This is a genomic window from Streptomyces mirabilis, from assembly GCF_018310535.1.
Classification (GTDB): Bacteria; Actinomycetota; Actinomycetes; order Streptomycetales; family Streptomycetaceae; genus Streptomyces.
In genome coordinates this window covers 2,701,956-2,725,198 of sequence record NZ_CP074102.1, presented here as the reverse complement: position 1 = coordinate 2,725,198, position 23,243 = coordinate 2,701,956, and the positions used below count along the sequence as shown (strand labels likewise).

General features: G+C 69.7%; 22 protein-coding genes. 16 read left to right on the top strand and 6 right to left on the bottom strand.

The features are described from left to right. Position 1: 1 nt before the first annotated feature. Positions 2-1,414 carry a dipeptidase gene (locus SMIR_RS11840; RefSeq protein ID WP_212726969.1) on the top strand — a complete coding sequence of 471 codons (1,413 nt, stop codon included), beginning with the start codon at positions 2-4 and terminating at the stop codon, positions 1,412-1,414. Positions 1,415-1,533: 119 nt separating this feature from the next. Further along, entirely contained in the window at positions 1,534-2,484 is a 951-nt protein-coding gene (nudC, locus tag SMIR_RS11835) for an NAD(+) diphosphatase (protein ID WP_180362056.1), read from the top strand. A 127-nt stretch (positions 2,485-2,611) separates the two neighbouring features. Here nudC and SMIR_RS11830 read toward each other — a convergent pair whose 3' ends face one another. Continuing rightward, positions 2,612-2,854, bottom strand: coding sequence for a mycoredoxin (locus tag SMIR_RS11830; RefSeq protein WP_054228181.1), 243 nt, complete (start codon positions 2,852-2,854; stop codon positions 2,612-2,614). A gap of 226 nt (positions 2,855-3,080) precedes the next feature. Between SMIR_RS11830 and SMIR_RS11825 the strand changes: the two genes are divergently transcribed. From SMIR_RS11825 to SMIR_RS11805, 5 genes are all read left to right on the top strand, one after another. Further along, positions 3,081-5,276: an ATP-dependent DNA helicase UvrD2 gene (locus tag SMIR_RS11825; protein ID WP_212726968.1), complete on the top strand. Its 2,196-nt coding sequence runs from the start codon at positions 3,081-3,083 to the stop codon at positions 5,274-5,276. Positions 5,277-5,440: 164 nt separating this feature from the next. Next, positions 5,441-5,764, top strand: a complete 324-nt coding sequence (locus SMIR_RS11820; protein ID WP_168495343.1) for a hypothetical protein — start codon at positions 5,441-5,443, stop codon at positions 5,762-5,764. A gap of 175 nt (positions 5,765-5,939) precedes the next feature. Next, positions 5,940-6,308, top strand: coding sequence for a WhiB family transcriptional regulator (locus tag SMIR_RS11815; RefSeq protein WP_054228178.1), 369 nt, complete (start codon positions 5,940-5,942; stop codon positions 6,306-6,308). Then, on the top strand, positions 6,305-6,628 hold the full coding sequence (locus SMIR_RS11810; RefSeq protein ID WP_101400540.1) for a putative WhiB-interacting protein: 324 nt from the start codon (positions 6,305-6,307) through the stop codon (positions 6,626-6,628). Before SMIR_RS11815 ends, SMIR_RS11810 begins: the two co-directional genes overlap by 4 nt. 118 nt (positions 6,629-6,746) lie before the next feature. After that, positions 6,747-6,971 carry a hypothetical protein gene (locus SMIR_RS11805; RefSeq protein WP_168495345.1) on the top strand — a complete coding sequence of 75 codons (225 nt, stop codon included), beginning with the start codon at positions 6,747-6,749 and terminating at the stop codon, positions 6,969-6,971. Between the two features lie 40 nt (positions 6,972-7,011). Here the strand turns inward: SMIR_RS11805 and SMIR_RS11800 are convergent, their stop codons facing one another. Both SMIR_RS11800 and SMIR_RS11795 read right to left on the bottom strand, forming a co-directional pair. After that, positions 7,012-8,406 (bottom strand): ABC1 kinase family protein, encoded by a 1,395-nt coding sequence (locus tag SMIR_RS11800; protein ID WP_212726967.1) that lies wholly within the window; start codon positions 8,404-8,406, stop codon positions 7,012-7,014. Further along, a complete protein-coding gene (locus tag SMIR_RS11795; RefSeq protein WP_212726966.1) occupies positions 8,399-9,580 on the bottom strand; it encodes a TOMM precursor leader peptide-binding protein in 1,182 nt (393 codons plus the stop codon). Before SMIR_RS11795 ends, SMIR_RS11800 begins: the two co-directional genes overlap by 8 nt. Positions 9,581-9,797: 217 nt before the next feature. On the opposite strand from SMIR_RS11795, the gene SMIR_RS11790 reads away from it, so the two are divergent. The 4 genes from SMIR_RS11790 to SMIR_RS11775 all read left to right on the top strand — a co-directional run bounded on the left by SMIR_RS11790 (position 9,798) and on the right by SMIR_RS11775 (position 13,666). Next, positions 9,798-10,394: a M48 metallopeptidase family protein gene (locus SMIR_RS11790; RefSeq protein ID WP_101400543.1), complete on the top strand. Its 597-nt coding sequence runs from the start codon at positions 9,798-9,800 to the stop codon at positions 10,392-10,394. A gap of 134 nt (positions 10,395-10,528) precedes the next feature. Continuing rightward, the gene (locus tag SMIR_RS11785; RefSeq protein ID WP_212726965.1) at positions 10,529-12,202 is read left to right on the top strand and encodes a TerD family protein; all 1,674 of its coding nucleotides are present in this window, start codon (positions 10,529-10,531) and stop codon (positions 12,200-12,202) included. An 11-nt stretch (positions 12,203-12,213) separates the two neighbouring features. Further along, positions 12,214-12,894, top strand: a complete 681-nt coding sequence (locus tag SMIR_RS11780; protein ID WP_168495351.1) for an AIM24 family protein — start codon at positions 12,214-12,216, stop codon at positions 12,892-12,894. 16 nt (positions 12,895-12,910) lie between these two features. Further along, complete coding sequence (locus tag SMIR_RS11775; RefSeq protein ID WP_060900241.1) at positions 12,911-13,666, top strand: AIM24 family protein; 756 nt, start codon at positions 12,911-12,913, stop codon at positions 13,664-13,666. 66 nt (positions 13,667-13,732) lie between these two features. On the opposite strand, the gene SMIR_RS11770 is transcribed toward SMIR_RS11775, so the two are convergent. Both SMIR_RS11770 and SMIR_RS11765 read right to left on the bottom strand, forming a co-directional pair. Continuing rightward, positions 13,733-14,260 carry an NUDIX hydrolase gene (locus SMIR_RS11770; RefSeq protein ID WP_168495353.1) on the bottom strand — a complete coding sequence of 176 codons (528 nt, stop codon included), beginning with the start codon at positions 14,258-14,260 and terminating at the stop codon, positions 13,733-13,735. Beyond that, positions 14,257-15,687, bottom strand: coding sequence for a zinc-dependent metalloprotease (locus SMIR_RS11765; protein WP_168495355.1), 1,431 nt, complete (start codon positions 15,685-15,687; stop codon positions 14,257-14,259). The genes SMIR_RS11770 and SMIR_RS11765 overlap by 4 nt, the downstream gene beginning before the upstream one ends. Positions 15,688-15,878: 191 nt before the next feature. Here SMIR_RS11765 and SMIR_RS11760 point away from each other — a divergent pair, with 191 nt between their 5' ends. The 4 genes from SMIR_RS11760 to SMIR_RS11745 all read left to right on the top strand — a co-directional run bounded on the left by SMIR_RS11760 (position 15,879) and on the right by SMIR_RS11745 (position 19,416). Next, positions 15,879-16,994, top strand: a complete 1,116-nt coding sequence (locus tag SMIR_RS11760; protein WP_168495357.1) for an SDR family oxidoreductase — start codon at positions 15,879-15,881, stop codon at positions 16,992-16,994. Between the two features lie 421 nt (positions 16,995-17,415). Next, positions 17,416-17,877, top strand: coding sequence for a molybdenum cofactor biosynthesis protein MoaE (locus SMIR_RS11755; protein ID WP_168495359.1), 462 nt, complete (start codon positions 17,416-17,418; stop codon positions 17,875-17,877). A 150-nt stretch (positions 17,878-18,027) separates the two neighbouring features. After that, positions 18,028-18,234, top strand: coding sequence for a hypothetical protein (locus tag SMIR_RS11750; protein WP_168495361.1), 207 nt, complete (start codon positions 18,028-18,030; stop codon positions 18,232-18,234). Between the two features lie 84 nt (positions 18,235-18,318). Beyond that, on the top strand, positions 18,319-19,416 hold the full coding sequence (locus SMIR_RS11745; RefSeq protein ID WP_212726964.1) for a YlbL family protein: 1,098 nt from the start codon (positions 18,319-18,321) through the stop codon (positions 19,414-19,416). 93 nt (positions 19,417-19,509) lie between these two features. Here SMIR_RS11745 and SMIR_RS11740 read toward each other — a convergent pair whose 3' ends face one another. Continuing rightward, positions 19,510-20,052, bottom strand: a complete 543-nt coding sequence (locus tag SMIR_RS11740) for a PPA1309 family protein (protein ID WP_101400551.1) — start codon at positions 20,050-20,052, stop codon at positions 19,510-19,512. 163 nt (positions 20,053-20,215) lie between these two features. On the opposite strand from SMIR_RS11740, the gene SMIR_RS11735 reads away from it, so the two are divergent. Further along, positions 20,216-23,203 (top strand): UPF0182 family membrane protein, encoded by a 2,988-nt coding sequence (locus tag SMIR_RS11735; RefSeq protein ID WP_168501287.1) that lies wholly within the window; start codon positions 20,216-20,218, stop codon positions 23,201-23,203. The last annotated feature ends 40 nt before the right edge of the window (positions 23,204-23,243 follow it).

Below are 23,243 nucleotides of genomic sequence, written 5' to 3'. Positions count from 1 at the left end.
CATGAGCAAGCCCGTTGACAACGCCGTCAGCACCGTCCGCACGTACATCCAGAACCACCGCACGGCCTTCCTCGACGACCTCGCGGAGTGGCTGCGCATCCCCTCGGTGTCGGCCCAACCCGACCACGCCGCGGACGTGGCGCGCAGCGCCGACTGGCTTGCCGCCAAGCTGCAGGAGACCGGCTTCCCGACCACCGAGGTCTGGGCGACCGAGGGCGCCCCCGCCGTCTTCGCCGAATGGCCCTCCGAGGACCCCGGGGCCCCCACGGTTCTCGTCTACGGACACCACGACGTGCAGCCCGCAGCCCGCGAGGACGGCTGGGACACCGACCCCTTCGAACCGGTGATCCGCGGTAACCGCCTCCACGCGCGTGGTGCCGCCGACGACAAGGGCCAAGTGTTCTTCCACACACTCGGCGTCCGCGCCCACCTCGCCGCCACCGGACGCGGCGCACCGGCCGTGAACCTCAAGCTCCTGATCGAGGGCGAGGAGGAGTCCGGCTCCCCGCACTTCCGCGACCTCGTCGAGAGTCATGCCGACCGGCTCGCCGCCGACGCCGTGATCGTCTCCGACACCGGCATGTGGTCCGAGGACACCCCCACCGTGTGCACCGGCATGCGAGGCCTGGCCGAGTGCGAGATCGAGCTGTACGGGCCGCAGCAGGACATCCACTCCGGCTCCTTCGGCGGCGCCGTGCCCAACCCGGCCACCGCCGCCGCCCGCCTCGTCGCGGCCCTCCACGACGAGCACGCGCGCGTGGCCGTCCCCGGCTTCTACGAAGGCATCACCGAACTCTCCGAACGCGAGCGTGAGCTCTTCGCCGAACTGCCCTTCGACGAGGAGCGCTGGCTGAGCACGGCCAAGTCGACGGCCACCTACGGAGAGGCAGGACACACCACCCTGGAGCGCATCTGGGCCCGCCCCACCGCCGAGGTCAACGGCATCGGCGGCGGCTACCAAGGCCCCGGCAGCAAGACGATCATCCCGTCCTCGGCCACCGTGAAACTCTCGTTCCGGCTGGTGGCGGGCCAGGACCCGGACCACATCGAGAAGGCGGTCCGCGCCTGGGCCGCCGACCGGCTGCCCGCCGGCATCCGGCACGAGATCACGTTCGGTGCCGCCACCCGCCCCTGTCTCACACCGCTGGACCACCCCGCCCTGCAGTCCGTCGTACGCGCCATGGGCCGCGCCTTCGAACAGCCGATCCGTTTCACCCGCGAGGGTGGCTCGGGACCCGCGGCCGACCTCCAGGAAGTCCTCGGCGCCCCCGTGCTCTTCCTGGGCATCTCCGTCCCCTCCGACGGCTGGCACGCCCCCAACGAGAAGGTCGAACTCGACCTCCTCATGAAGGGCGTCGAAACCAGCGCCTACCTGTGGGGCGACCTGGCCGAGAACTGGCGCGAGGCACACTGAAGAAGCCCGTCTCCACCCTTCCCGCAAAGTCCGTCCCCACCCCGAACAGCGCCCTTCGCACCCGACCTGCTGAACCGCCCGCCGAAATAACCGTTCCACCGGGGGAGTTGGAAGCACCCGTGACCACCTGGACCGACCGAACCGCCGACCGTCCCATCTCGCTCACCGCCCCGAGCGGCATCGACCGGGCCGCCCACCACCGGCTCGACGAGGCCTGGCTCGCGGCGGCCTGGAGCCACCCCACCACCCGCGTCTTCGTGGTCTCCGGCGGTCAGGTGCTCATCGACGAGACGGCGGACGGCACCACCGAACTCCTCATGACCCCCTCCTTCGAGGCCCCCCTCACGGAGGCGCACCGCTACTTCCTCGGCACGGACGACGACGGTGTGAGCTATTTCGCACTCCAGAAGGACGCACTGCCCGGCCGCATCGACCAGTCCGCCCGCCCGGCGGGCCTGCGCGAGGCGGGACTCCTGCTCTCACCCCGCGACGCGGGCCTGATGGTGCACGCCGTCGCCCTGGAGAACTGGCAGCGGCTGCACCGCTTCTGCTCACGCTGCGGCGAGCGCACCGTGATCGCGGCGGCAGGACACATCCGCCGCTGCCCCGCCTGCGGCGCCGAGCACTACCCACGCACCGACCCGGCCGTGATCATGGCGGTGACGGACGACGAGGACCGCATCCTGCTCGGCCGCCAGGTGCACTGGCCCGAGGGCCGCTTCTCCACGCTCGCCGGGTTCGTCGAACCCGGTGAGTCCATCGAGCAGTCCGTGCGCCGCGAGGTCTTCGAGGAGGCGGGCGTCACGGTCGGCGAGGTCGAGTACGTCGCCAGCCAGCCCTGGCCGTTCCCCTCCAGCCTCATGCTCGGTTTCATGGCCCGCGCCACCTCGTCCGAGATCAACGTCGACGGCGAGGAGATCCACGAGGCCCGCTGGTTCTCCCGTGAGGACCTGCGCACCGCCTTCGAGTCCGGCGAGGTACTGCCTCCGTTCGGCATCTCCATCGCCGCCCGCCTGATCGAACTCTGGTACGGCAAGCCCCTGCCGCGCCCGGGAGCGGCAGCCGCCTGACCGACACACACCACACCACTCGCACGAGTGGCGCAAGTCACACAGTAGGGGCGGTCCTTGAGTCAGATTCAAGGACCGCCCCTGTTACTGCCCGGGCAACCGCCGGGGCGCACCGATGGTGAACCGCTTACGCGCCGATCTTCTGCTTGACCTGCGCCAGCGAAGGGTTGGTGAGCGTCGAGCCGTCCGCGAACAGAACGGTCGGAACCGTCTGGTTCCCGCCATTCGCCTTCTCCACGAAGGCCGCGGACTCCGGGTCCTGCTCGATGTTGATCTCGTTGTACGCGATGCCCGCGCGGTCCATCTGGCCCTTCAGTCGCGTGCAGTATCCGCACCACGTGGTGCTGTACATCGTCACAGTGCCCGGCATGTCTCTCGTGCTCCTTTGCTGCTGGGGGTGCGTCGTCGCAGAGGTGGAACGTACGCGAGCGGGCCACCATTCCCGTGTCCGGGTACCCCGGCCCGGTACACGAGGGCGCCTGGCGGCAGACGCGTGAGCAAGAGCACGCCCAGCGCCTGCCGCATTAGTACGACTGCAAGGGCCTCCCTGTGGACAACCGGCTCGTGCGTCCCCGCCGACCTGGCAGCATGGCGGGGTGACAGCAGCAACGCACTCCACCCTCTTCCCGCAGGCACCGGACACGGCCGACGCGGTGCTCGACGGGCTCGACCCCGAGCAGCGCGAGGTCGCCACCGCCCTGCACGGTCCGGTGTGCGTGCTGGCAGGCGCCGGCACGGGCAAGACACGAGCGATCACCCACCGCATCGCCTACGGGGTGCGTGCCGGGATCCTCCAGCCCTCCAGTGTGCTCGCCGTCACCTTCACCAACAGGGCCGCAGGCGAGATGCGCGGCCGGCTCCGCCAGCTCGGCGCCGGTGGTGTCCAGGCCCGCACCTTCCACTCCGCCGCGCTGCGCCAACTCCAGTACTTCTGGCCGAAAGCGGTCGGTGGCGGCCTGCCCCGGCTGATCGACCGCAAGATCCAGCTCGTCGCCGACGCGGCAGCCGCCTGCCGCATCCGCCTCGACCGGGGCGAGCTGCGCGACGTCACGGCCGAGATCGAATGGTCCAAGGTCACCCAGGCCGTCCCCGCCGACTACGCGGCCGCCGCGGCCAAGACCGGCCGTCAGTCGCCCCGCGACCCGGCCGAGATCGCCCAGCTCTACGCCACGTACGAGGACCTCAAGCGCGACCGCGCCGTCATCGACTTCGAGGACGTCCTGCTGCTGACCGTCGGGATCCTCCAGGACCGGCACGACATCGCCGAACAAGTCCGCTCCCAGTACCAGCACTTCGTGGTGGACGAGTACCAGGACGTCAGCCCCCTCCAGCAGCGCCTCCTGGAACTGTGGCTCGGCGAGCGCGACAGCCTCTGCGTCGTCGGCGACGCCAGCCAGACGATCTATTCGTTCACCGGTGCAACTCCCGACCACCTGCTCGACTTCCGCACCCGCCACCCCGGGGCCACCGTCGTCAAGCTCGTCCGCGACTACCGCTCCTCACCCCAAGTGGTGCACCTCGCCAACGGCCTCCTCTCCCAAGCTCGCGGCCGGGCCGCCGACCACCGTCTGGAACTGATCTCCCAGCGTGCCCCGGGCCCCGAGCCCGTCTACGCCGAATACACGGACGAACCCGCCGAGGCCGAGGGCGCCGCCCGCCGCATCCGCGACCTCATCGCCTCCGGCATCCCCGCGGGCGAGATCGCCATCCTCTTCCGCACGAACTCCCAGTCCGAGATCTACGAACAGGCCCTCGCCGACGCCGGAGTGCCCTACCAGCTGCGTGGCGCCGAGAGGTTCTTCGACCGCCCTGAGGTGCGCAAAGCAGGTGCCGCCCTGCGCGCGGCCGCCCGCTTCGGCGCCAACGACTCCCTCCTCGACGACGCCGTCGACCTGCCCTCCCAGGTCCGCGCGGTGCTCTCCGGCGAGGGCTGGACCAGCCAACCCCCGGCCGGATCCGGCGCCGTCAGAGAGCGCTGGGAATCACTGGCCGCCCTCGTCCATCTCGCCCGGGACTTCGCCGCCGCCAAACAGGGCGCCACCCTCGGCGACCTGGTGGCCGAGCTCGACGAGCGCGCGAGCGCCCAGCACGCCCCGACCGTCCAGGGCGTCACCCTCGCCTCCCTGCACTCCGCCAAGGGACTCGAGTGGGACGTCGTCTTCCTGGTCGGCGTCGCGGAGGGCATGATGCCGATCACCTACGCAAAGACCGACGAGCAGATCGAGGAAGAACGCCGCCTCCTCTACGTCGGAGTCACCCGCGCCAGAGAACACCTCCTCGTCTCCTGGGCCCTGTCCCGCTCACCCGGCGGCAGGCCCAACCGCCGGCCCAGCCGCTTCCTCGACGGGCTGCGCCCCGGCTCCGTCGCCACCGCGGCCCGCAGCGCCGGTGGCGGTCCAGGAGGCATCGAGCGCGGCATCGGAAGCAGCGGAGGCACGGTCGTACGGCGGACGAGCCGGACCCCGGCCCGCTGCCGGGTCTGCGGGCGCACGCTGACCGACGCCGGTGAGATGAAACTGATGCGTTGTGAGGACTGCCCCTCCGACATGGACGAAGGCCTCTACGAGCGGCTGCGGGAGTGGCGGGCGGTACAGGCGCAGCGCAGTGGGCAGCCCGCGTTCTGCGTCTTCACCGACAAGACACTCATGGCGATCGCCGAGGCCGCACCGGACGACGAGGGCGAGTTGGCGCGGATCCCCGGGGTCGGCGTGCGCAAGTTCAACCGGTTCGGGGCCGATGTTCTGGCCATCTGTGCTGGTCAGGAGCGCGCGGGGGGCGGCGAGGATGACTGATGCAAACTCGTCGAAAAAATAGTTTGCGCATGCCCCAGCAATCCCCATAGGTTCTTAACCACGGCAGCAGCGGCCTTCTCCGAGGCCCTGGTTCCGTGCTGTACTTAATAGCCGTCGGACTGGCTCACCCCAGTCCCCCAAGACGCCGAGAGGAGGCGATTCCAGTGATCAGCATCAACAGCAGCTCCATCAGCACCGCCAAAATGACCGATCGCTCGGTCGTCTCCACGTGCCTGCTCGGCGTCTCGAACCTGAGCACCGGTCTGTCCGGCATCGCTGCCGTCCGGCCGGTCTCCCCTCTGTCTCTCGCGGTTCTTCCCATCCGTGAGCGCAATGAGCGACCGATGAAGGCACTGGAAGCGGCAGTAGTGGCAGAGGCCCAGGCCTATGCCTTTGCGGCAGCCGGTGCCGGATCCCTGAAGCAGACGAAGCAGCACCACACGATGTGGGCCTTCCGTGGGCCTGAACCCTGGAGTGATCCAGCCTGATCTTCGATCAGGTCGGCGCCTTCAGGGCCGCGGAACCCCACCCGGGATCCGCGGCCCTTCTGTTTGTCCCCGACCGGGGACGGCAGAGCGAAGGGGCCTCGGGACAAGAAAAGAACCCGGTACCAGCCGCCAACCGGCCAACCCGGCCGGCACGACCAGACGAGGAAGACCAACCGTGCAACTCGAAGCGCACGCCCCGTCCGTACCGCCTTCCGAAACGATCCCCCCGCCCGGCCTCACGGAGGACTCCACCTTGATCCCGCTCACTGCGCTCACCGCGCTCGACGACGCCATCGAGAACCTCGGCGTACCCGTCCCCTGCCGCTCCTACGACCCGGAGGTCTTCTTCGCCGAGTCGCCGGCCGATGTCGAGTACGCCAAGTCCCTCTGCCGCACCTGCCCGCTGATCGAGGCCTGCCTCGCCGGCGCCAAGGAGCGGCGCGAGCCCTGGGGTGTCTGGGGCGGCGAGCTCTTCGTCCAGGGTGTTGTCGTGGCCCGCAAGCGGCCGCGTGGCCGCCCGCGCAAGAACCCGGTTGCGGCATGAACACCGTAGGAACGATCGATCGCCCCCTGACGCACGACCCCAAGAAACAGGCCCCGATGAAGCCGTCCGCCAGCGAGCCCGCAGGCTCCGCCATCCCAGACTTCACCACCACCGGCGCGAATGACTCGCGTCAGAACAGGACCCGCGAGATGCAACTCATCCCAGAAGCCCTGGCTCGTGCGCATATGCACGAGCGACTGCACGAAGCCGAGCGGGAACGCCTGGCCGTGCGCCTGGCCTCCGCCCGTCGGATGCAGCGTCGGGCCGAGCGCGCCTCCATGCGCGCCCGGCGCGCGCTGGCCATGGCGGTCATGCACTAGCCGAAAGCAGTCGCGGCAGTATCAGTAAGCAACTCCTCGCGGGGGTCGGTCCGAACGGACCGGCCCCCGCGGTGCGTTGTGCCGGGCGATCCGCCGACCACGGCGCTATCGTCGCCGAGTGACGAGTCTTCCCGGGGACAGTGACACCACCGGCTCCATGCCGCGGCCCGACACGGCCGAGGCCCGGCACATCGTGTGCGCCCGCTGCGGCACCCTGGCCGACGGTCCTCCACTGACGTGGACCTGCTCCATGGAGAACGGCGCCCGCCACTACTTCTGCGACAACTGTGCCCGCAGCAACCTCAGGGCGATCGAGGGACGGCTGGACTCGGCCTGGTGGTAGGCCCGCCCGGGCCGGTCCGGGCGGGCGAAGGCTGCCCGAGTCATGCTTCGGCCGCTGATCCCTCCTCGTCCAGCAGCTCCTCCGTGCCCAGCAGCTCCTCCGTCGGGTCCTCTCCCGGTACGAAACCCGGCAGCCACTCCTCCAGTTCGTCGCGCAGCCGGACCGTCGCGCCCAGCTGGCACAGGACTCCGATGGTGCTCAGGGTCACACGGTGTATCAGGAGATACGACGGTGGCAGGTTGAGGAGCCTGCCCAACTGGTGTGCGGGGGAGCGGGGGTCGGCGATGCGCGCCGCCTGACTGCGCATCCAGCCGCGGGTGAACGTGAATTCGTCGGCCTGGGCCGGTTCGATGATCGGCAGGAGATAGTCCAGGACCGCGTCGGGTTCGAGCTCTATGGACTCCTTGACGAAGCCCTCCTCACACAGCAGCTCGTAGACCGCTTCGGCCTCGCCCTCAAGAGTCATCCGGAGGGAGTAGCCGATCGTCGAGGGCAGACCGCCGGGAAGACGGTCGACCGTGCCGAAGTCCAGGACGCCCAGCCGCCAGCCGCTCTTCTCGTCCGGCAGGAGGCGGAAGTTGCCCGGGTGCGGGTCGGCGTGCAGCAGTCCGGTGCGGGCGGGGCCCGAGAAGAGGAACCGGGCCAGCAGCTGGCCCGCACGGTCCCGCTGCTCCTGGGTGCCCTCGGCGATCACCTCCGACAGCGGTATCCCGTCGATCCACTCGGTCACCAGGACCTGGTCGCACTGGTGGACCACCGCCGGGACGAGCACGTCCGGATCGCCCGCGAACTCCGTGGCATGCGTCTCCTGGGCCTCTGCCTCCAGCGCGTAGTCGAGCTCCTCGGACACCCGGTCGCGCAGCTCCGAGATGAGCGGCTTGATGTCCATGCCGGGGATCAGGGGACCCAGGAGCCTGGCGAATCGGCTGAGCTGGGTCAGATCGGACAGCAAGGCCTCGCCCGCCCCCGGGTACTGCACCTTGACGGCGACCTCGCGTCCGTCGTGCCACACCGCCCGGTGCACCTGGCCGATCGAGGCCGCCGCGGACGGCTTGTCCTCGAACTTCTGGAACAGCTCGGACCAGTCCTCGCCGAGGCGCTCCCGCAGAACGGAGTGCACCGTGCGCGTCGGCATCGGTGGCGCCGCTTCCTGGAGCTTCGTCAGCGCCGCGCGATAGGGTCCCGCGACCTCCTCGGGCAGCGCCGACTCGAAGACGGACAGCGCCTGCCCGAACTTCATGGCACCCCCCTTCAACTCGCCGAGAACCTTGAAGAGCTGCTCCGCCGTGCGCTGCTGCAGCTCGCGGCCGACGATCTCCGCGGACTTCCCGCCGATCCTCTTGCCCAGCCCCCAGGTCGCTCGCCCGGCGAAGCCGAGCGGTAGTGCGGCGAGTTTGGCAGTACGGGTGACCGCCTTCCGGGGAAGATCAGACATGCGCCCTCCAAGTCCCAGACAGCCGTGCCGCGTGCGGCTGTTGCCCCGCCATTGTCTCGTGCGGTTGCCCGTCCTCGGCGGCGCGCTCCCCCTTCTTACTTTTCTCCGCTGCGCCGCACGGGCATTCGGGATGCGACCACACCGGCTTCGCGTGCCAGTCGAAGCCCGGAAAGGAGGACTCCCAGCGTGCCCCGGCGCTGGAGGGCAGCCGTCCGTCGAGGTAGGCGAGGGCGTGTCCTGCCGCGAGTCCGGCGACGGCGGTCGCCAGAGCGAGGTCGCACGGCGGGACCTGGTGCGAGGCGCCGGAGCGCCACTGGGCGATCAGGCGTGGCCAGGTCGGGTCCCGGTCGATGCGCTGCTGGTCCAGGCAGCCCGCGCAGCCGGTGTCGCCGGGCAGCACCAGGGGGCCGACAACACCCGTTCCCTCCACGACTCCCGCGTACAGATGGGGTGTGCCGGAGGTGATCAGGGGCTCGGCGACGGCGGGATCGGGGGCGTGCACCGCCAGGCCGTCCCGGGGCGCGAGGATCACCAGGGAGAAACCGAGCTCCTCTCCTTCGGCGGCGGGCCGGGGTGGTCGATCCGGTGCCGCTCGGCGCACCGCGCGCCGGGCGGCTTCCTCCCGGCGCTCGCCGATGGACGCCGGTGGCAGCCCGCCCGGTGCCACGTCCCAGGGTTCGACGCTGCCGACGTCGCGCACCTCGACCTGGCCGACACCCGCGCCGGCCAGGAGGGAGGCCAGGACGACTCCCACTCGGCCGGCGCCCCGCACCTGCACGCGCAGGGAGCGGCGAGCGGCCAGCTGCTTCATGGCGTCGCCCGGCGCGCGGGCGACGAGGGACAGGGACGCGAGGTCGGGGCGGAGCCGGTCCAGGACCGCCTTCTTCTCGCGCAGGGCGTCCGCGGCCCGGCCGCCGCCCGTCGCGTCGTCCAGCAGACCGGAGCGGGCCAGCCGCTCCACAAGTGCGTCGACATGACCGTCGGGCAGGCCCATCGCGCGTCCCAGGTCGCGAAGGAGCGGCAGCCCGCGTGTTCCGTTGAGAAGGTCGAGAAAGCTGCCTGTCGCCGTGTCCACCGGCCCCAGCACCATCGCGTGCGCGGGCGCCATTCCGAACTGCACGGTGTTGAGATCCCGCCAGCCGCGCCGCAGCGCGGGCTTCACCATCGGATGCATGACCGACCCCCGTACCCGTAGAGCATCCCCGTGTGTCGGCGCGGTCCGTCCCGGGCCCGCCGATCGAATGCCAGCATGCCCGGCTCGGCCGAACCGTGCCGAAAGTTGTCCACAGGCGGTGGTGTTCGTCGTATAAATCAAGCGCACGGGGTGCGGATCGGCATCGAACCGTCCAGGGGACGGGACTTCCCCCATGTGCAGCGGGTAACGTCGGGGCGTGCCCGCCGACCCACTGCACCGCGCCGGAAAGCCACAGCGCAGCACGACGAGCCTGCCGCCAAGCGGCTCGGGGGCGAGCGCGATCGAGGTTCGCAGGAGCGCGCGCCGGCGCAGAACGGTCTCCGCGTACCGCGAGGGCGATCGCACCGTCGTGCTCATCCCCGCCCGTATGTCCGAGGCGGAGGAACAGCGCTGGGTCACCGTCATGCTCGACAAGCTGGCCGCCCAGGAAAGCAAACGGGTGCTCGGCGACACCGAGCTGACCGAACGCGCCGCGCGGCTGTCGGAGCAGTACTTCGACGGCCGGGCCCGCCCCGCCTCGGTCCGCTGGGTCACCAATCAGAACACGCGTTGGGGTTCCTGTACCCCGGCCGAGGGCAGTATCCGTCTTTCGCACCGCCTCCAGGGCATGCCCGAGTACGTGGTCGACTACGTCCTCGTCCACGAACTCGCGCACCTTCTGGTGCCCGGTCACGGACCCCGCTTCTGGCGGCTGCTGGAGGCGTATCCGCGTACGGAACGCGCCCGCGGCTATCTCGAAGGGGTGGTCGCGGCCGAACGGCTGCCCCATCTGCCCGTGGCGAGCGACGAGTAGCGGGCGGGCGGCGGCGGACCGTCCCCGCCGGGGGCGATTGTGTACCGGGTCTGTACCGGCGGCGTTCACTCCCAGAGTTTCCCGTTAGCCTGACGCGACGCAATCGCACTCGGGATGGGGGACGGTCGTTACGCATGGCCAGGGAATTCCAACGCGGCCACAAGGCCAGGATCAGTGACCTCACCGCGGGCACGGATCTGTACGTAGGTGTGCAGATCACCGGTCCCGGACTGACCTTCGACATCAGCTGCTTCGGTCTGGACGCCGACGAAAGGCTTTCGGACGACCGGTACTTCGTCTTCTTCAACCAGCCGAAGACCCCCGAAGAATCCATCCAGCTGCTCGGCACCCAGTCGGGTGACACGGAGTCCTTCCGCGTCACGCTCGACCGGATCCCGGCGCAGATCCAGAAGCTGTCGTTCACGGCGACGATCGACGGCGCCGGGCAGATGTCGCAGATCGCCCCCGGATACCTCCGTGTTGTCGCGGGCGGCGAGGAGGTGGCCCGTTACTCGTTCAGTGGCGCGGAGTTCTCCACCGAGCGTGCCGTGATGCTGGGCGACTTCTATCTGAAGGACGTCTGGCGGTTCGCCGCCGTGGGGCAGGGCTTCGACGGCGGCCTCGAGGCGCTGCTCAAGAACTTCGGTGGTGAGGTCGCCGACGAGCAGCCCGCCGCGCAGGAGCCGCAGGCGACTGCCGCACCGTCCTTCGCGCCGCCCGCCCAGGCCACCGCACCCCCCGCGTTCGGCGCCCCGGCCCCGGCTCCCGCGCCGCAGCCCGCCGCGCAGGGGTTCACGCCGCAGCCCGCCGCGCCCTCGGTGCACGCCGCGCCGACGATCATCGCCCCGCTGCACACCCCGCCGGGCGGCACCGTGCCGCCGCCGGGCCCCGCTCCGTACATCCAGCCGCCCGGTCCGCCCGGTCCGCCGCCGGGCTACGGACAGCAGCCTCCCGGTCAGACCGCTCCCAGGCCGCCCGGTTACGGCCAGCAGGCACCGCCCGCGCCCCCCGGCTACGGGCAGCAGGCTCCGACGGCGCCTCCGGGCTACGGGCAGCAGCCGCCGTACGGCCAGGTTCCGGGCCAGGCGCCGGGTCAGCCCGGCGCGCCGTCCCCCTACGGTGTTCCCCAGGGCGCCCCGCAGGGCGGTGCCGGTGTGGCCGCCGCGCTGGGGGCCTACAAGGAGACGCCCACCGGTCAGCGGTGGACCCAGCAGAACAAGAAGCTCATCCGCGTCGACCTCGGCATCGGCGGCCAGCCCGTGCTGGCCCGCCAGGGCAGCATGGTGCTCTACCAGGGCAAGGTCGACTTCAGCTACAAGGGGGCCGGCTTCGCCGGGCGGATCGTGGGCAACGCGACCGGCCAGGAGATGCAGCTCATGCGCTGTACCGGCCAGGGGCAGGTGTTCCTCGCCGAGAACGCCACCCACGTGCATCCCATCGAACTCCAGGGCGACGCGATCTGTGTCTCCGCGGAGAGCGTGCTCGCCTTCGACGAGTCCCTCCAGTACGAGGTCCGGCGTATCGAGGGGCACGGCATCCCCGGAGGCGCGCTGTTCACCATGCAGTTCCAGGGGACCGGAACGATCGTCGTGAAGACGCACGGCGCTCCCGTCGTGCTGCCAGTGACGCCGACGACCTTCGCCGACTGCAACGCCGTAGTCGCCTGGTCCGCGGCCTCCCAGGTGATCGTCTCCAGCCAGGTGCGGATGCGCCGCAACGCCTACCCCGGCGACACCGGGGAGAGCGTGAACCTCCAGTTCCGCGGCGCGCCCGGCAATTTCATCGTCGTCCAGCCGTACGAGGTCTGAGGGAGCCCGTCATGAACCAGCCACTCGCGGGCTTCGCCCCGGCACCTGTCACCGCCCGCATGGAGAACCACGGCAACCACATGCTGAAGGTCGCCATGCAGACCGGAAACGACCTCTTCGCGCGCGTGGGCTCGATGGTCGCCTACGAAGGGTTCGTCCAGTACGAGCCCAACCCGCCCGCCGTACGCCAGATCGCGCGGGACTGGATGACCGGTGAGGGCGCGCCCCTCATGAAGTGCACCGGCGACGGCCTGCTCTACCTGGCCGACTACGGGGCGAACGTCGTCGTCATCAACCTCAACGGGGACGCGATCTCCGTCAACGCCACCAACCTGCTCGCCTTCGACGCCCATCTCCAGTGGGGCGTCGAGCGGGTGAAGGGGCTCGCCAAGTTCGCCGGACAGGGCCTGTGGAACACCAAGATCTCCGGTCAGGGCTGGGTCGCGCTGACCTCGCGCGGCACGCCGATCGTGGTCGACTGCGGCGGCGGTGAGGACGAGACCTACGTCGACCCGGACGCGCTCGTCGCCTGGTCCCCGAACCTCAAGGTGAAGGGCAAGCGCAGCTTCAAGGCGCAGTCACTGATCGGACGCGGCAGCGGCGAGGCGTACCAGATGGCGTTCTCCGGACAGGGCATCGTCGTCGTCCAGCCCAGCGAGGACAGCACCGACCGCCTCCGGATCCGGGGCTGAGGGGGAGCACCACATCATGCAGAGCCCGCTTTTCGGCTACAACGAGCAGCAGACCCAGGAGCGCTACAGCCTCCAGAACTCGCAGATGCTGCGAGTCGTCATGGAGGGGCACGACGACATCCTGGCCCGCAAGGGCACCATGGTCGCGTACCAGGGCCTCGTGGAGTTCGACGCCGAGTACCAGAACAACAGCCAGCACCGCGCACGTGCGTACACCGGTGAAGGCCTCGACCTGATGCGGTGCCACGGGCAGGGGACGGTCTATCTGGCCAATCTCGCCCAGCACGTGCACGTGGTCGACGTGGAGCAGGACGGGCTGACCGTCGACAGCAGCTACGTCCTGGCGATGGACTCCTCGCTGCACCACGAGGTCATCGCCGTGGACAGCCAGTACGGCATCTCCGGGTCCGGCAAGTACCAGCTCAACATCACCGGCCGTGGCAAGGTCGCCCTGATGACCTCGGGCATGCCGCTGATGATGCAGGTCACGCCCGACAAGTACGTCAACTGTGACGCCGACGCGATCGTCGCCTGGTCCACCGGCCTGCGTGTCCAGATGCAGGCCCAGACGCACTCCTCCGGGGTGTGGCGGCGGCGTGGCAACACCGGTGAGGGCTGGGAGCTCAGCTTCCTGGGCCAGGGCTTCGCGCTCGTCCAGCCCAGCGAGCTGCTGCCGCCGCAGAACGCGGTGATCGGCCAGGGGCTGCGTGCCCAGTACGGCATGGGGCAGCAGGGGGCCCGGGCCCAGAACCAGGGCAACGTCTGGAGCTGACCGGGTGACGGTCCGGGCAGCAAACGTAAGGGGCGACCGCCGTGGCGGTCGCCCCTTACGTTTGCCTCAGGCCGAGAGCCGTGCGCGGGTTGCTTCCAGAAGCCGTACGACCGAGGCGTCCGCCACGTCCGCGACCTCCTCGTAGCGGAACCAGCGCAGGTCCAGGGACTCGTCGCTGATCGCCTCCACGGCCTCGGCCGGAGCGAGCGCGGCGTACTGGACGTCCAGGTGCCAGTTGCACGGCGCAGGGATGGCATGCCGGTCCAGGGTCACCGGGCCGCCCGGCAGCAGGATCAGACCCTCGATGCCCGACTCCTCGGTCGCCTCGCGCAGCGCGGCCGCCGCCAGCGTCGGATCCCCCGGCTCGCAGTGGCCGCCCATCTGCAGCCACATCTGCAGCTTGCGGTGCAGCGTCAGCAGGACGCGGCCGCCGACCGGGTCGATGACCAGGGCGCTGGCCGTGACGTGTCCTGCCGTGCAGGCCTTCCACATGCCGTCGGGGTGCTCGGACAGATGGTCCAGATAGACCTGGCGCAGTTCTTCCTGGTCTTCGTACTGCTTCAGTACGAGGACGGCGTCGTCGTGAAGGGTCACTCGGTGCCGTCGCCCTTGTCGTCGTCCTTGGGAGCGTCGTCCTTCTTCAGGTTCGGCTTCTCGGCGGAGCCGCTCGCCGCCTCGCCGAGCATCTTGTCGAGCTCGGAGAAGTCCAGCTGCTCACGGTGCACGAAGCCGTCCGGGTCGTCGAGGTCGGACGCGGTCGGCAGCATGTCCGGGTGGGCCCACAGGCCGTCACGGCCGTCGACACCGCGCGCGTCGGTGAGCGAGGCCCACAGGCGAGAGGCGTCCCGCAGCCGGCGCGGGCGCAGCTCCAGGCCGATCAGCGTGGCGAACGTCTGCTCGGCGGGGCCGCCCGTGGCACGGCGTCGGCGCAGCGTCTCGCGCAGCGCGTCCGCGGAGGAAAGACGCGGTTTCGCGGCCGCGTGCACGACCGCGTCCACCCAGCCCTCGACGAGCGCGAGCGCCGTTTCCAGACGGGCCAGCGCGGCTTTCTGCTCCGGCGTGTCCTCCGGCTGGAACATGCCCTGCTGGAGAGCGTCCTGCAGCTGCTCGGGGTTCTGCGGGTCGAGCTGGCCGACCACGTCCTCCAGCTTGGCCGTGTCGACCTTGATCCCGCGAGCGTAGCCCTCGACCGCGCCGAACAGGTGCGAGCGCAGCCACGGCACGTGCGAGAAGAGACGCTGGTGGGCGGCCTCGCGCAGGGCGAGGTAGAGCCGCACCTCCTCCAGGGGGATGCCCAGGTCCTTGCCGAAGGACGCGATGTTCAGCGGCAGCAGCGCGGCCTTGCCGGCCGGGCCGAGCGGCAGGCCGATGTCGGTGGAACCGACGACCTCGCCCGCGAGCACGCCGACGGCCTGCCCGATCTGCGTACCGAACATGGCGCCGCCCATGGAGCGCATCATGCCGATGAGCGGGCCCGCCATGGCCTGCATCTCCTCGGGCAGGACATCACCCATGGCCGCGCCGACCCGCTCGGCGACCGGGTCGACGAGCTCCTTCCACACCGGCAGGGTCGCCTCGACCCACTCCGCGCGGCTCCAGGCCACGGCGGAAGCGGCGCCGGACGGCAGGGACGTCGCGTCGTCCAGCCACAGGTCGGCCAGGCGTACGGCATCCTGAACCGCGGTGCGCTCGGCGGGACCGACGCTCGCGTCCTTGGTGCCGTCAGAAGTGCCCTGGGAGACCGTCTGGCGGGCGATCTGCTTGGCCATGTCCCAATTCACCGGACCGCCCTCGTACGAGAGCATCTGGCCCAGCTGCTGGAACGCGGCCCCCAGGTCGTTGGGGTTCATGGAACCGAACATCGCTGCGAGCGGATTGTCGGCGCCGGGGCCGCCGGCTCCGGGCGGCCCGAAACCGAACGGTCCCTGTCCACCGCCGCTCTGCTGGTCCTTCTTCTTGCCCTCGTCGCCGTTCTCCGGCTCCTCCGGCGGAAGGCCGAATCCGAATGGGGTGTCACTCACGGGATTCCTCGGCTGGTAAGGCCGCCGGTTCATTCCGACGGCGACTGCCCGACAACACCACCCAGCGTAGACACCCGAGCCCGATCGGGCCTCGGTGCTTCGCCGACTCTTGGCCTGCGGCAGGATGGATGCCACCTGGTACGGACGCGTCACGCGCGTCCGTTACTGAAGACAACCGCTGGAGACGCCCGGTGAGTTCCCCAGATCCACAGGTTCGCGCAGCGCGAAACCACTCAACCAGCTCGCCCTTGCGCGGGCCCGTCGTCGCGGTCACCGGCGCCGCGTCCGGCGTGGGCGCGATGCTGACCGAGCGGCTTGCCGCCAGCGAGGAGATCAAGCAGGTCATCGCCATCGACGAGCGTCGCGGCGAGTGCGAGGGCGCCCAGTGGCAGATCCTCGACGTCCGGGACCCCGCGATCGCCGAGAAGCTGCGCGGCGCGGACGTCGTGGTGCATCTCGCGCTCGACCTCGACCTGGAGACGGACGCGGCGGCGCGCACGGCGTACAACGTCCGGGGGACGCAGACCGTGCTGACGGCCGCCGCTGCGGCCGGGGTGCACCGGGTCGTGCTGTGCACGTCCGCGATGGTCTACGGGGCGCTGCCCGACAACGAACTGCCCCTCTCCGAAGACGCCGAACTGCGGGCGACCGCCGAGGCCACGGGGGTCGGGGACCTGCTGGAGATCGAGCGGCTCGCCCGGCGGGCGCCGCGCGCGCATCCGGGGCTCAATGTCACCGTCGTACGGCCCGGGGTCCTGGTCGGTGGTGGTACCGACACCGCGCTGACCAGGTACTTCGAGTCACCTCGACTCCTTGTGGTGGCGGGGTCACGGCCTGCCTGGCAGTTCTGCCACGTCGAGGATCTGTGCAGTGCTCTGGAGTACGCCGTCCTGGAGAAGGTGGAGGGGGAGCTGGCCGTCGGGTGCGACGGGTGGCTGGAGCAGGAGGAGGTCGAGGAGCTCAGTGGGATTCGGCGGATGGAGTTGCCGTCCGCCGTCGCGCTGGGGGCTGCCGCGCGACTTCACCGGATCGGGCTCACTCCTTCGCCCGCCGGGGATCTGGCGTACACGATGTATCCCTGGGTGGTGAGTGGGAGCCGGATGCATGACGCCGGGTGGCGGCCGCAGTGGACCAACGAGGAGGTTCTCGCGGAGCTGCTGGAGGAGGTTGCCGGGCGGCACACCGTGGCTGGGCGGCGGCTGGGGCGGAAGGATGCGACGGCGGCGGGGGCCGCGGGGGCGACGGTTGCTCTTCTGGGTACGGCCGCGTTGGTTCGGCGGGCTCGGAAGGCTCGGCGACGGATCTGAGTCCGGGGGCGTGCGGGTGCGGGTGCGTCGTGGCTGGGGGCCGGTGTTTCGCCCCCGCCGCCCCTACCCGTCCCATCCCCGGAGGCTCCGCCCCCGGCCCCCCAGCGGGGCTGCGCCCCTGCACCCCGGCGGGGCTGCGCCCCTGGACCCTGGCGGGGCCGTGGTCCTGAACCCCCGGCGGGGCTGCGCCCCTGCGTCTCGGCGGGGCCGTGCCCCTGGACCCCGGCGGGGCCGTGCCCCTGGACCCCGGCGGGGCCGTGCCCCCCAGTAGCGGGCTGAATAGCCTCGTCCCCACATGCCGGACGGGCTGGGGTGGGTGGGGTGTGGGCTTGGTCTCTGTAGGAGGCTCCAAAAGGTCACGCGCGTGTGCGGGGTGAAAGGCGTATTTCGTGGGTGCCGTGGGGTGCGGCACGATGGGGCTATGGCAGCTACCTTTGAGCATCCGGGTGAGTTGGGCGCGCAGGATCCGATTCGGCTGTTGGCGATTCGGGACGAGCCGCTCTCCTTGGACGAGGTCTTCCGGGCCGTCGGAGACGACGCCGCCGGGGGGACCGCGCTCTTCGTGGGGACCGTGCGCAATCACGACGGGGGTGCCGACGTCGAGGGGCTCGGGTATTCGTGTCATCCCAGCGCGGAGGCCGAGATGCGGCGGATCGCCGAGAAGGTGGTCGCCGAGTATCCGGTGCGGGCGCTGGCCGCCGTGCACCGGGTCGGTGACCTGGCCGTCGGTGATCTCGCGGTGATCGTCGCCGTGTCGTGTCCGCACCGCGGTGAGGCCTTCGAGGCGTGTCGCAAGCTGATCGACGACCTCAAGCACGAGGTGCCCATCTGGAAGCACCAGAAGTTCTCCGACGGCACGGAGGAGTGGGTCGGAGCCTGTTGAGAGAGTCGGCCGGACGTGTGAGTCCGGCCTCACCGAGTTCTCACCCTTGCTCCGGTTGCGTAACCGACCCCCTGGTATGAGCGTTAACAAGGCAGATGGTTAATCTGCTGATCAGTCAGTTGCGGTCGCTTGTGGGGTTGGGAGGTCGGCATGGCGTCGCTCGCCTGGTTGCTGATTCCGCTTTTGGCTGCGATCGGTGCCGGGCTGTGGGGCAGTTGGGCCAGCCGGAACCGCAAGACGGTGGGAGACGGCGTCGAGCTCGAGGGGTACGCGCGCTTCCGCGCGGCCATGGAGCGCTCCGAGGCCGTCATGGTGCGGCCCGGTGGCGGGGAGAAGCCGCAATCCGACGCGGTCTGAGGCCGGGGCTCCGCTAGCGCCACCCGGGCCCCGTACGGACGGCCCCGACGGTGCGCTGACAGCACCGTCCCGTACTGTCGTGGCATGCCACGCCGCACCGCGACGATGCTCGCCTCCACCCTGATCCTGATCGCGCTCCTGTGCGCGGGAGTGTTCATCAAAGTGCCGTACTCGGAGATGTCACCGGGGCCGACGGTGAACACGCTGGGCGAGCACGACGGCGAGCCGGTGCTGCAGATCTCCGGACGCAAGACGTACCCGGCCACCGGGCACCTGAACATGACCACGGTCCGGGTCACCAGCGCCGACTACAACATGAACCTTGTAGAGGCCGTTTACGGGTGGCTCGCGCATGACAACAAGGTCGTGCCGCACGACACGCTCTACCCGGACGGCAAGACCGAGCAGCAGTCGACGCAGGAGAACGCCGAGGAGTTCAGCCAGTCCCAGGAGAGCGCCAAGGTGGCCGCTCTGAAGGAGCTGGGCGTCCCGGTGAAGTCCTGGGTGATCGTGTCGACCGTCGTCAAGGGCTCCCCGGCCGAGGGGCGGCTGCACGCCGGTGACGTGATCAAGAGCGTCGACGGTACGGCCGTCAAGGCGCCCGACGACGTCGCCAAGCTGGTCACCAAGCACAAGCCCGGCGAGAAGGTCGTCTTCACGGTGGTGCCCGCCAAGGAGCAGGCCGCCGCCGAGAAGGCGGGCAAGACGGCCACCGCGACCACGGACGTGACCATCACCACGGCGAAGTCCAGCGACAGCGGCGCGTCCCGCGCCATCGTCGGCATCTCGGCCGGGACCGATCACACGTTCCCGTTCAGCATCGACATCAAGCTCGCCGATGTCGGCGGTCCGAGCGCCGGGCTGATGTTCGCGCTGGGCATCGTGGACAAGCTGACCCCGGGCGACCTCACCGGCGGCAAGTTCGTGGCCGGCACCGGCACCATCGACGACAGCGGAACCGTCGGTCCGATCGGCGGCATCGAGCTGAAGACGATCGGAGCGCGCGAGAAGGGCGCCCAGTACTTCCTGACGCCCAAGGACAACTGCGCGGCGGCCGCCAAGGACACCCCCGACGGGCTCACCCTCGTCAAGGTCAACACCATCGACGACGCGATGAACGCCCTGAAGGACATCAGCTCCGGCAAGACCGCCGACCTGCCGAAGTGCACCACCAAGGGTTGAGGGCCCGACCGGCGGCGGCACACAGGGGCCGTACGGCGTGATGGGGGCGCCCCCGGAAGTCCGGGGGCGCCCCCATCCACGTACACCAGGACGTCAGTCCGCGAAGGTCGCAGACAGCGCCTCCGCCAGACCCGGCACCAGGCCCGCGCCCGTGAGGACCTCGGTCGGCGCGTCCTTCTCGCGCAGACGCAGTGCCGAGTCGCGGGTGCCGTCGCGCAGGACGCCGACCGTCATACGGACCTCCTGGCGGTCCGGATGCTCGGCCACCCACTTCGCGAGCTTCTTGTCGCTCAGGCCCTCCGGGACGGAGGCCTCCGCGGACGGCGGCAGCATCAGCCGCTCCACGGTGAGCGCGCAGCCGACCACGGCGTCGGGCCAGGCGATGGTGCCGAGGAACTCGTCCAGCGGCTTGTCGGCAGGGATCTCGTCCTGCTCGATGGGGGTGAGACCGGTGGTCTCGGGCTCGTCCTGCAGGCCGAGCTGGGCCGCGAGGCCGGGTTCCTGGGTCCGCAGTCGCGCGGTGTCTACGAGGGCGAAGAGGCGAGCGGGCTGGTCCCAGCCGAGGCCGGAGGCGTACTCGTCGATCTCGAGTACGGCCCGGGTGAGCGGGCTCGCTGCCATGGGAGTGTTGGACATGGTCACAATCCTGCCTCGTTCGTACCCGGATCCGGGAACCGAGTAAAGCGTGAGTAAGTTGCATAGATGAGGCTCCACGATCACGGAGCCTGACGGATGGTCCGCTTCACGGGGACCTGACGGATCAACAGCGAACTTCGAGGTGCGCACCTTGGCTTTCCAGATGCCGGACCGCGGCGGAGGCCCGACGGGGCCACGGATCAGAGTGGGCCGACCGTCCCGGCGTGTCCGGACCCTGCTCATGACACTGGGCGTGCTGGCCGTGCTGGCCATGGCGTTCGTCATGTTCGCGGGGTTCTGGACGGACTGGCTCTGGTACCGGTCGGTTCACTACTCGTCCGTCTTCACGACCACCCTGTGGACCAAGATCGGGCTCTTCTTCGTGTTCGGCCTGATCATGGCGGCCTCGGTCGGCGTGAACATCTGGCTGGCACACCGGTTGCGACCGCCGCTGAGCGCGATGTCGATGGAGCAGCAGAGCCTCGACCGGTACCGGATGGGGATCGCGCCCTACAAGAGGTGGCTGCTGCTCGGCATCACCTCCCTGGTGGGGCTGATCGCCGGCGCGTCGGCGTCGGGCCAGTGGCGCACATGGCTGATGTGGGTGAACGGGGTCCCCTTCCACCAGAAGGACCCCCAGTTCCACCTCGACGTCTCCTTCTATGCCTTCGATCTGCCCTGGTACCGCTTTCTGCTCGGCTTCGGCTTCGCCGCCGCCGTGCTCTCGCTGATCGCCGCCGCACTCACGCACTACCTCTACGGAGGGCTCAGGATCACCTCCCCGGGCGCGCGCGCCACGGCCGCGGCGACCGGGCACCTGTCGGTGCTGCTGGGCATCTTCGTCGCCCTGAAGGCGGTCGCCTACTGGCTCGACCGCTACGGACTCGCCGTGAAGTCCAGCGACTTCAAGGCGACCGGCAACTGGACAGGTCTCAGGTACGTCGACGCCAACGCGTATCTGCCCGCCAAGACGATCCTGTTCTGCATCGCCGTCATCTGCGCGCTGCTGTTCTTCGCCACCCTGTGGCGGCGCACCTGGCAGCTGCCCGTCATCGGCTTCGGCCTGATGGTCCTGTCGGCGATCCTCATCGGCGGTCTCTACCCGGCGATCGTGCAGAAGTTCCAGGTCCAGCCGAACGAGCAGGCCAAGGAGGCGCCGTACGTCGAGAAGAACCTGAAGGCGACCCGCGAGGCCTACGGCATCGACGGCACCCAAGTCTCGGAGTACGCGGGCAAGAGCGACACCAAGGACAAGACCAAGCAGCGCGCCGACGCCGACACCACGGCGAGCATCCGTCTGCTGGACCCGAACATCGTCTCGCCGACGTTCCAGCAGTTGCAGCAGATGAAGAACTACTACGCGTTCCCGACCAACCTGGACGTCGACCGGTACAGCAAGGACGGCAAGGACCAGGACACGGTCATCGGACTGCGCGAGCTGAACCTGAACGGCATTCCGAAGAACAACTGGATCAACGACCACTTCCGCTACACGCACGGATACGGCGTGGTGGCCGCCAAGGGCACCACGGCGACCTCCGGTGGCCGGCCCGTCTTCACCGAGTCCGACCTGCCGTCCAAGGGCGACCTGGGGACCTACGAGCAGCGGGTCTACTACGGCGAGAAGACCACGCAGTACTCGATCGTCGGCGGTCCCCAGAAGGAGATCGACTACTCCGACGACAGCGGTGAGAAGACCACCAGCTACAAGGGCGAGAGCGGTGTCAGCCTCTCCAGCCCGGTCAACCGTGCCGCGTACGCAGTGGCGTTCGGCGAGCCGCAGATCCTCTACTCGGGCGCGATCGGTGAGGGTTCCCGGATCCTCTACAACCGCACCCCCAAGGACCGTGTCGAGGCGGTGGCCCCCTGGCTGACGATCGACGGCGACGCCTACCCGGCCGTGGTCGACGGCAAGATCCAGTGGATCGTCGACGCCTACACCACGACCAACGGTTACCCGTACGCCTCCCGCACCACCCTCGGTGACACGACGGCGGACTCACTCACCGCGACCAACAACCAGCGCGCGGTGGTGGCTCAGCAGAACCAGGTCAACTACATCCGCAACTCGGTGAAGGCGACCGTCGACGCGTACACCGGCGAGGTCAAGCTCTACCAGTGGGACACCAAGGACCCGGTCCTCAAGACCTGGATGAAGGCGTTCCCGAACACGGTGAAGCCGAAGACGTCCATCTCGCAGTCGCTCATGGACCATCTGCGGTACCCGCAGGACCTGTTCAAGGTCCAGCGCGAGCTGCTCACCCGCTACCACGTGAAGGACGCGCAGACGTTCCTCAGCGGCAGCGAGGTGTGGCAGGTCCCGGACGACCCGACCAACAAGTCGGGCAACGCGGTGCCGCCGTACTACCTGAGCATGCAGATGCCCGACCAGAAGGCGCAGACGTTCTCGCTGACGACGACGTTCACTCCGAACGGCCGGGACAACCTGAGCGCCTTCATGTCGGTCGACTCCGAGGCGGGCACCAGCGACTACGGCAAGATCAGAATCCTGAAACTGCCGACCAGCGAACCCGTCGACGGGCCCAAGCAGGTCCAGAGCCAGTTCAACTCCCAACAGGACATCGCCGAGTCGATCAGACTTCTGAAGGGTGGGGACTCGGAAGTCGAGTACGGCAATCTGCTGACGGTTCCGCTCGACGGAGGACTGCTCTACGTGGAGCCCGTCTACGTACGCGGTGGCGACCTCAAGTACCCCTTGTTGCGCAAGGTGTTGGTGACCTATGGAGGCAACACCGCCTTCGAGGACACGCTCGACCAGGCGCTCAACAAGATCTTCGGGACGGAGAGTACGACCAGTCCACCGACGGACACGGGGACCACACCACCGCCGACGTCGAGCAACCCGACGGTCCAGCAGGCGCTCACCGACGCCCAGAAGGCCTTCGACCAGGGCCAGGACGCCCTCAAGAAGGGCGACTGGACGGCGTACGGGCAGGCGCAGAAGGATCTTCAGGACGCGCTGAAGCGGGCCGAGGACGCTCAGACCAAGGCCGACAAGAGCGCCACTGGTGGCAGCGGCGGCAGCAAGAGCAACGACAAGGGCAGTAGTCCGAGCGGTAGTCCGAGCCCGAGCGGCAGCAGCAGTCCGAGCCCCAGCGGCAGCAGTAGTCCCAGCGGCGGTACGGGCTAGGGCCGGCCCGTCGGGCCGGCCGACGGCTGGTCCGGTTCCT